This window comes from Gordonia sp. p3-SID1431, assembly GCF_025143765.1.
Lineage (GTDB): Bacteria > Actinomycetota > Actinomycetes > Mycobacteriales > Mycobacteriaceae > Gordonia > Gordonia hongkongensis.
On record NZ_JAMBDT010000154.1, the window covers coordinates 1 to 8718 of the forward strand.

General features: G+C 69.1%; 9 protein-coding genes. 4 read left to right on the forward strand and 5 right to left on the reverse strand.

Translation table 11 applies throughout. From position 1 onward, the window contains the following. Nucleotides 1-306: hydroxyisourate hydrolase (gene uraH / locus M4D77_RS22860; protein WP_259937531.1), on the reverse strand; the 306-nt coding region annotated here is incomplete at its 3' end. Next, nucleotides 303-806, reverse strand: coding sequence for a 2-oxo-4-hydroxy-4-carboxy-5-ureidoimidazoline decarboxylase (gene uraD / locus M4D77_RS22865; RefSeq protein WP_226512942.1), 504 nt, complete (start codon nt 804-806; stop codon nt 303-305). The genes uraH and uraD, both read right to left, overlap by 4 nt. A gap of 51 nt (nt 807-857) precedes the next feature. On the opposite strand from uraD, the gene M4D77_RS22870 reads away from it, so the two are divergent. Then, nucleotides 858-1442 (forward strand): NTP transferase domain-containing protein, encoded by a 585-nt coding sequence (locus M4D77_RS22870; RefSeq protein ID WP_065630744.1) that lies wholly within the window; start codon nt 858-860, stop codon nt 1440-1442. Nucleotides 1443-1573: 131 nt separating this feature from the next. Next, entirely contained in the window at nt 1574-2344 is a 771-nt protein-coding gene (locus M4D77_RS22875; RefSeq protein WP_226512943.1) for a hypothetical protein, read from the forward strand. Between the two features lie 21 nt (nt 2345-2365). Here M4D77_RS22875 and M4D77_RS22880 read toward each other — a convergent pair whose 3' ends face one another. Genes M4D77_RS22880 through M4D77_RS22890 form a run of 3 tightly spaced genes read right to left on the reverse strand, consistent with a single transcriptional unit; the run spans nt 2366 to nt 5966 of the window. Beyond that, the gene (locus M4D77_RS22880) at nt 2366-4468 is read right to left on the reverse strand and encodes a xanthine dehydrogenase family protein molybdopterin-binding subunit (RefSeq protein WP_259937534.1); all 2103 of its coding nucleotides are present in this window, start codon (nt 4466-4468) and stop codon (nt 2366-2368) included. Continuing rightward, on the reverse strand, nt 4465-5448 hold the full coding sequence (locus M4D77_RS22885; RefSeq protein WP_259937536.1) for a xanthine dehydrogenase family protein subunit M: 984 nt from the start codon (nt 5446-5448) through the stop codon (nt 4465-4467). Before M4D77_RS22885 ends, M4D77_RS22880 begins: the two co-directional genes overlap by 4 nt. After that, nucleotides 5445-5966 (reverse strand): 2Fe-2S iron-sulfur cluster-binding protein, encoded by a 522-nt coding sequence (locus M4D77_RS22890; RefSeq protein ID WP_259937538.1) that lies wholly within the window; start codon nt 5964-5966, stop codon nt 5445-5447. Before M4D77_RS22890 ends, M4D77_RS22885 begins: the two co-directional genes overlap by 4 nt. 75 nt (nt 5967-6041) lie before the next feature. Between M4D77_RS22890 and M4D77_RS22895 the strand changes: the two genes are divergently transcribed. Continuing rightward, a complete protein-coding gene (locus M4D77_RS22895; RefSeq protein WP_259937539.1) occupies nt 6042-7352 on the forward strand; it encodes an NAD(P)/FAD-dependent oxidoreductase in 1311 nt (436 codons plus the stop codon). Nucleotides 7353-7567: 215 nt separating this feature from the next. After that, nucleotides 7568-8695, forward strand: coding sequence for a nitronate monooxygenase (locus M4D77_RS22900; protein WP_055475085.1), 1128 nt, complete (start codon nt 7568-7570; stop codon nt 8693-8695). Nucleotides 8696-8718 lie beyond the last annotated feature (23 nt).

Consider the following 8718-nt stretch of genomic DNA (forward strand, 5'->3'; position numbering starts at 1 on the left):
GTAGGCGAAGGGGCTCAACAGGATCGGTACATGGTGATGCCGCTCGGGATCGTCGATCTCGAAACAGATGTCGATCTCGGGATAGAAACCCTTGATGTCGTTGTCGGCGAACCAGTTCCCGGTGTCGAAGACGAGGTGGTAGATCCCGGGGACGAGCGCCTCGGTGTTGACTGAGGTGATGCGACCGTCGGAATCGGTGCTGCCGCTGGACAATTCGGTCCCCGACGCATCCTGGAGGGACACCTCGAGGCCGACGGCGGGTGAACCCGACACCGCGTCGAGGACGTGCGTGGACAGACCGGTCATCTCGAAATCCCTTCGTCGGCGGCGTGCTCGGTCGACAGCATACGGAGCAGGCGGGCGCGGTTGATCTTCGCCAGTTCCGCACGCAGTACCCGGCGTTCGGTGGAGGCGTCGTTGGTCATCCGCGTCCGGAGGATGGCGAGCAGCTCGTCGGCGGGCCGCCCGTTCGCGAAGACCAGGTAGACGTGCCCGAACCGCGCCTCGTAGGCGACATTGGCGTCTCTCAGCTCGGCGAGCACCGAGGCCGACGAGCCCGCCACCCCGGACTGTTCGCGCGCCGACGAGGCGTTGTCGGGCCGGTCACCGATCCGCGGATGCCCGGCGAGCGCCTCGTCGAGGTCGTCCTCGCTGATCTCGGCCAGTGCTCGATCGGCGGCATCGAGCACAGCGGGTACATCGCCGAAGGGCCGCGCGAGCATCATGCGCTCGATCCAGGCCGTCGATGCGCAACAGCTGCGCAGCGCTGCACGGGCTTCGTCGTCGTCCGTCTCGTTGAGCCGCATGATGACCAGCCTAGGAGGCGTGGGCGCAGACGGCGCGTGGAAGATGGGGCGATGGACGACGTCACCGGGGCAGCGCCCCCGGACGACCCCGCGGGACGGGTGCTCGGTGTGGTACTCGCCGCCGGAGCCGGGACCAGGTACGGGATGCCGAAGATCCTCGCGCACGACGGCCGGTGGCTCGAGCGGGCGGTCGCGGCGTTGCGCGACGGCGGTTGCTCCGAGGTGACGGTCGCCATGGGCGCCGCGGTCGTCGAACCACCGGCCGGTGCCGAGACGCTGATTGTCGAGGACTGGGCCGACGGCGTCGGCGCCACGGTGGCGGCGGCCCTGCGGTGGGCGATGGGACGACCGGACGCGGCGGGGCTGACCGTGCACGTGGTCGACACCCCGGCCACGGGAGCCGACGTCGTCGCCCGCGTCCTGGGCGCGGCATCGGGTGACCGCGCCCTTCTCGCGCGAGCGGTCTTCGACGGCAGTCCGGGGCACCCGGTGTACATCGGTGCCGACCATTTCGGACCGGCTCTGCGTGTGGTCGATGGTGACGTGGGTGCTCAGGTGTATCTCCGGTCCCGGGCGGTGACCCGCGTCGAGTGCGGAGATCTGGCGTCCGGCGTGGACATCGACAAGCGGCCCTGACCTGGGTTCAGCGTGCCCATTTCGAGACCTTCTCGTCGCCGTTCCGGTGCACGGTGATCCCACGTGGGACAAGCGTCCATGTCTAGGGTGCAGACATAGCCGGGTAACGGACCGCACTCTCGTCGAAGCGGGTGATCACCGTGGCGCACGATCGTCGTCGACGCCTCACCGCGATTCTCGCCGCGCTCGTCGTGGGAGCCGGCCTCGCGGCATGCGCCACCGGGCCCGACGTACCGGAGCGGACACCGCCGGCCCGCGCCGCGCAGGACGCGCATCTGCCGCCCGGATTCGACACCACCTTCCGCTGGACCGCGACCGGTGTCCTCGATCCGCAGTCCGCCGAGGGCACCTTCGTCCGAGCCTTCACCGAGTCCTTCGAACTCGCCAACGCCGGACGGTCGGCGCGGTGGGGCTACCCCGGTTTCGCCGACGCCGCGCCGTCGAACATCGACCAGATGGTGACGGCGTACCCCACGATCCAGTCGACCTCGGGCCGCGAGGTCGGCACCGCCTTCTATCAGGGGTTGCGCCGCGTCGACGACAACGGTTGGGCGCGAATCGTGATGTGCCGTCACGGGTATCGGTCGGTGCAGCAGAACGGTGCGTGGACCGTCGGATACGACACCCCGCGGCCGGTGGAGATCGACATCCGCCGGGTGGGAACCGATCCCGCGGCCGCACCACGCGGGGGTGAGCGGACGCCCGGCGCCGACGTGTTCGGCGGCTGGTACACCTCCCGCTACGACTTCGCGGCCCTGTATCCGACGCCGACCCCGGATCAGAAGGCATGCGCCGCAATGACTCCGGACGGTATGCCGCATTGGCTGCCGATGGCCGACACCGAGCCGTGGCCGGCCCAGCAGCCGGTACCGGGGTGGTCGAGCTACCCGGGCGCGGCCTGACTCCGCACCGCAGGGCGGCGACTACTGGTCAGGCAGTCCGCCGAGTAGATCGTCGAGGTGCGCCGGCAGGTCCCGGACCCGTACCCCGGTGGCGTTGTAGATCGCGTTGACCACCGCGGCGGCACTGCCGACGATCCCGATCTCGCCCGCTCCGCGCGAACCCATCGGGGTGGCGTGTTCGTCGCGGTCGTCGAGGCAGATCGCGTCGACGTCGGCGATGTCGGCGTGCACGGGGATGTGGTACTCGGCGAGATCCTGCGTGACCACGTGGCCGAACCGGTGATCGCGGACGCTCTCCTCGTGCAACGCCATCGAGATACCGAAGGTCATGCCGCCGATGAGTTGCGAACGGACGGTGCGCGGGTTGATGGCGCGGCCGATGGAGAACACCCCGAGCATGCGCGGGATGCGGATCTCCCCGGTGTCGATGTCGACGCCGACCTCGACGAAGTGCGCGCCGAACGAGGCCACGGTGAACTTCTCGAGATCGGGGTTGTCCGCCGCCTCCGCGCTGAGTTCGGCGTCCGGAGGCGGATCGTCGCCGAAACGTGCACGGAACTGATGCGCGGCGGTGACGATGGCCGATCCCCAGGACGAGGTGCCCGACGAACCGCCGGCGACGGTCGCGCTGGGCAGCGCGCTGTCGCCGATCTCGATGTCGACGACGTCGGTGGGTACGTCGAGCGCGTCGGCGGCGATGATCTTCAGGGTCGTCCACGCACCGGTGCCGATGTCGGTGGCGGCGATCCGGACCGTGTACCGCCCGTCGCGATGGGTGATCGACGCCGCGTTGCCCGGCTGCACCATGTGGGGATAGGTCGACGACGCGACCCCCAGGCCGACCAGCTGCCGACCGTTCCGGCGGGCCGCCGGCTCCGCCACACGCCGCTCCCAGCCGAATCGTCGGGCTCCCTCGCGGAGACAGTCGAGCAGCCGCCGCGACGACCACGGGTTGCCCGTCTCGGGGTCCTCGGGCGGTTCGTTGCGCACACGCAACTCGATCGGATCGAGGTCGAGGGCATGTGCCAGTTCGTCCATGGCGACCTCGCCGGCGAACATCCCCGGAGCCTCGCCGGGCGCACGCATCCAGAACGGGACCGGGACATCGAGGGGGACGACGTGGTGATCGGTCCGCCGATGGTCGGCCGAGTACATCGATCGTGAGGTGACCGCGGCCTGCTCGGCGAACTCCCCGGCGTGTGCGCTGTGGGTGAACGCCTCGTGCACCATCGCGGTGATGTGGCCGTTGCGATCGGCGGCCAGCCGCAGACGGGATTGGGTGGGCGCGCGGTGTCCGACGTAGACGAACATGTGCTGCCGGGTCACCGCGAACTTCACCGGACGACCGGGCAGGCGCATGGCCGCCATGGCCGCGAGCACGTCGTGCGAGTGCGGCGAGCCCTTCGACCCGAATCCACCGCCGACGTGCGGCGCGATCACCCTCATCTGCTCGGGTTCGAGACCCAGCACCGGCGCCAGCGAGGACACCACGCCCTGGGTCGACTGGGTCGAGTCGTAGAGCGTGAGGACAGCGGCATCCGCATCCCAGGTGGCCACCACGGTGTGCGGCTCCATCGGGTTGTTGTGTTCCTCCGGGGTGGAGTACCACTGGTCGACCGTGACGGTGTCCCCGCCGGCGGTACTGGCCGCCTCGTCCAGGATTCGATCGGGGTGGCCGTCCTGTGAGGTGGGCTCGAACCCGCCGTTGACCTGTTCGGGCCGGTAGCTGTCGGGGTGATCGACGCGGAACTCGGTGTCGTGGGCGTCCTCGTCATAGGTGACGGTCACCGCCGAGGCGGCTTCACGCGCCGTCTCGGGACTCTCCGCGACGACGGCGCCGACGAGCTGCCCGCGGTAGGCGATTTCGGGCGACTGCAGGATCGTGAGGTCGCCGCTGGAGGTGTCGGCCAGTTCCGGTGCATTGTCCGGGGTGAGCACGAAGAGCACGCCGGGCGTCGATTCGGCTGCGGTCGTGTCGAATCCGGTGATGCGTCCGCGCGCGATGGTCGCGGTGATCGGCCACAGGTACGCGGCCTCGGTGAGGTGCTCGTAGGCATACGGCGCGGTGCCGCGCACCTTGTCGGCGCCGTCGATGCGGGCGTGGGAGGTACCGATCGCGGTCATCGAGTGCTCAGCTCCCGCAGGGTGGCGATCAGGGTGCGGCGTGCGAGGGGCACCTTGAACTCGTTGCCCTCGAGTGCACGGGCCTCGCCGAGTTCGGCATCGGCTGCCGCGGCGAACAATTCGGTCGAAGGGCGCTGACCACGCAGCACCTCTTCGGCCCGCGCGGCCCGCCAGGGCTTGTGCGCGACACCGCCGAACGCGATCCGCGTTTCGCCGATGGCGTCGCCGTCCATGCTCACCTCGGCCCCGACGGACACGAGCGCGAAGGCGTACGACGCACGGTCGCGCACCTTGCGGTAGGTCGACGACGAGTCGGGCAGGGGGGGTGGCACGTCGATGGCCACGATGACATCGTGCGGCTCGAGCACCGTGTCGCGTTCGGGATGTTCACCCGGGAGCCGGTAGAAGTCACCGATGTCCACCACGCGCTCGCCGTCGGGGCCTTGCACGACGATGCGCGCGTCGAGGGCCGTGAGGGCCACCGCCATGTCGGAGGGGTGGGTCGCGACGCAGGTGTCGGATGCTCCCAGGATGGCGTGATACCGCGTGTATCCGCCGACGGCCGAGCAGCCCGAGCCCGGTGTCCGCTTGTTGCACGGGGTCGTGACGTCCTGGAAGTAGACGCATCTGGTGCGCTGCAACAGGTTTCCCGCATTGGTCGCGAGGTTGCGCAACTGCGGCGAGGCGCCCGAGAGCAGGGCGCGGGCCAGGACGGGGTAGCGGCGCCGGACGAGGGGATGGGCGGCGGTGTCGGCGTTGCGGGCGGTGGCGCCGAGCCGGAGCGAGCCGTCGGGGCGTTCGGTGATGTCGTCGAGCGGCAGGCGGGAGATGTCGAGCAGCGCCGGCGGGTCGGCGACGCCCAGCTTCATGTGGTCGACCAGGTTGGTGCCGCCGGCGATCAGCTTCGCGCCGTCGTGATCCCGCAGGAAGTTCACGGCGGCGGGGACGTCGGTCGCACGCTCGTAGGTGAACGGGATCATCGATCGGCCGCCTGTCGGATCGCCGCGAGGATGTTCGGGTACGCCGCGCATCGGCAGAGGTTGCCGCTCATCCGTTCCCGGATCTCGTCGTCGGCCAACGGACTCGCGTCGCCGCTCGACGACGGGTCGAGGTCCTCGGTGACGTGGCTGGGATACCCCTGTTTCGCCTCGTCGAGCATCCCGATGGCCGAGCACAGCTGGCCGGGTGTGCAGTAGCCGCATTGGAAGGCGTCCTCGTCGATGAACGCCTGCTGCATGTCGTGTAGCTCGTCACCGTCGCCCAGGCCCTCGGCGGTGACGATGTCGCTGCCTTCGTAGGAGACGGCGAAGGACAGGCAACTGACGATGCGCCTGCCGTCGGCCAGCACGGTGCACGAACCGCACTGACCGTGATCGCAGCCCTTCTTGGGCGAGAAGATGCCCAGCCGGTCACGCAGACCGTCGAGCAGTGTTGTTCGCGTGTCCACGACGACGTCGTGTTCGGCACCGTTCACGGTCAAGGTGACTTTGGCTTCCACGTCGCGAGGCATACCCGTCCGTAGAGGCGGTAAACACCCGTCGAGAACCGCGAAATGTCTGGAACAATCGGTCGAATGGCCCCCTCGAGACCCAGAGTTGTTGTGATCGGTGCCGGATTCGCGGGTATGCACTGCGCCCGCAGGCTCAAGAACGAGCCGGTCGACGTCACCATCGTCGACCGCGGGACCAGCCATCTGTTCCAGCCGCTGCTGTACCAGTGCGCCACTGGTCTGTTGTCCGAGGGCGCGATCTCCAGCCCGGTTCGGCATCTGACCCGTCGGCACAAGAACCTCGACGTCGTCCTCGGCGAGGCGTCGGGCATCGACGTCGAGGGTCACGAGGTGACGGTCGACCGCATCGACGGGTCGTCGTTCCGTCTCGGCTACGACTACCTCGTGGTCGGCGCCGGCATGCGCACCGCCTACCGCGGCAACGAGGCGTTCGCGGAGTTCGCGCCCGGGATGAAGACGCTCGATGACGCGCTGTCGATCCGCCGCAAGATCATGGCCGCGTTCGAGATGGCCGAGACGATCACCGACCCGGAGGAGCAGCGGTCCTGGCTCACCTTCGCGGTGGCGGGCGGCGGCCCGACCGGCGTCGAGCTCGCCGGACAGATCCGGGAGGTCGCGACCCTGGCGCTCGAGCGTGAGTTCGACGCGATCGATCCGGCGCAGGCGCGGGTGCTGCTGCTCCACGGCGGCGACCGCGTGCTGCCGTCGTTCTCGACGCGGCTCTCGGACAGCGCCCAGCGCACGCTCGACAGCCTCGGCGTCGAGACCCACCTCGGCGTGCACGTCACCGGGGTCGGAGAGGACCACGTCGAGACGACCCGCAAGGCCGACGGGACCAAGAACGTCTACCCGGCGCGCACGACGCTGTGGACGACGGGCGTCGAGGCCGTCCCCTTCGCCACCACACTCGCCCGGTCGCTGGGTGTCGAACAGGACCGCGGCGGGCGGATACCGGTCGAGGACGATCTCTCGGTCCCGGGCCATCCCGACATCTTCGTCTGCGGCGACATGAGTTCCTACCGAGACCTGCCCGGGGTCGCCGAGGTGGCGATGCAGGGCGGCCGGCATGCCGGGGCGGTGATCGCGGAAACTGTTGCCGGCCAACGGGAAAGAACTCCGTTCAGATACCGCGATCTGGGGACCGCGGCCTACATCGCCCGCCGCCACGCGATCGTCCAGTCCGGCCCGCTCCAGCTGTCGGGGTTCCTCGGTTGGGTGGCCTGGGGCGTCATCCACATCGCCTTCCTGGCGGGTGTCCGCAACCGGATGGGAACCGTCATGACATGGGGCGCAACGCTGCTCACCGACACTCGGCGGGAGCGCGCCATCACCTACGGCAGCCCGGAGACGGCGAGGCAGCCCTACCGGCAGTGACCGGGTAGATTCGCCCGCTCGCTTCGCTCCCGGCGCCGGGTAGATTCGGCCCGCTCGCTTCGCTCCCGGCGCCGGGTCGATTCGGCCCGCTCGCTTCGCTCCCGGCGCCGGGACCCGAGTTCTCCCCGCTCGCTTGTCCGTGACCGCCTCGCCTGGTATCCAGAGTAGAACACGTTCTAATTCTGGTTGTTCTTCTGACGGGCGAGGAGTCCTCCATGCACACCCCGATCTGCGACGAGCTCGGTATCGAGTTCCCGATCTTCGCGTTCACCCACTGCCGGGACGTGGTGGTCGCGGTGAGCAAGGCGGGCGGTTTCGGAGTGCTCGGCGCGGTTGGCTTCACCCCCGAGGAGCTCGAGATCGAGCTCAACTGGATCGACGAGCACATCGGCGACCGTCCCTACGGCGTCGACATCGTCATCCCGAACAAGTACGAGGGCATGGACTCGAACATGTCGGGCGAGGAACTCACCAAGATGTTGCAGTCGATGGTGCCGGCGGAGACCCTCGACTTCGGACGCAAGCTCCTGCGTGACCACGGCGTGCCGCTCAACGAGGACAGTGACAACTCCCTGCAGCTTCTCGGTTGGACCGAGGCCACTGCCACGCCGCAGGTCGAGATCGCGCTCCAGCACCCCAAGGTCACCCTGATCGCGAACGCCCTCGGGACGCCACCCGCCGACATGATCGAGAAGATCCAGTCCGCCGGCCGCAAGGTCGCCGCGCTGTGCGGATCGCCGAAGCAGGCCCGCAAGCACGCCGATGCGGGTGTCGACATCATCATCGCCCAGGGCGGCGAGGGCGGCGGTCACTGCGGCGAGGTCGGCTCCATCGTGCTCTGGCCGCAGGTCGTCAAAGAGGTTGCGCCGGTTCCGGTTCTGGCCGCCGGTGGCATCGGCAGCGGTGAGCAGATCGCGGCGGCGCTGGCCCTCGGGGCGCAGGGCGCGTGGACCGGATCGCAGTGGCTGATGGTCGAGGAGGCTGAGAACACCCCGGTCCAGCAGCAGACCTACATCGACGCCTCCAGCCGGGACACCGTACGGAGCCGATCGTTCACCGGCAAGCCGTGCCGCATGCTGCGCAACGACTGGACCGAGGCCTGGGAGGATCCGAAGAATCCCGATCCGCTGGGGATGCCGTTGCAGTACATGGTCTCCGGGATGGCGGTGGCCGCGACGCACAAGTACCCCGACGAGAGCATCGACGTCGCCTTCAACCCGGTCGGGCAGGTGGTCGGGCAGTTCCGCAAGGTCGAGAAGACCTCTGCGGTGATCGAGCGGTGGGTGACCGAGTACATCGACGCCACGAGCAGCCTGGACTCGTTCGCCAACGCGAACGCCTAGCCGGGGCTAATTCGCGCGGCCTC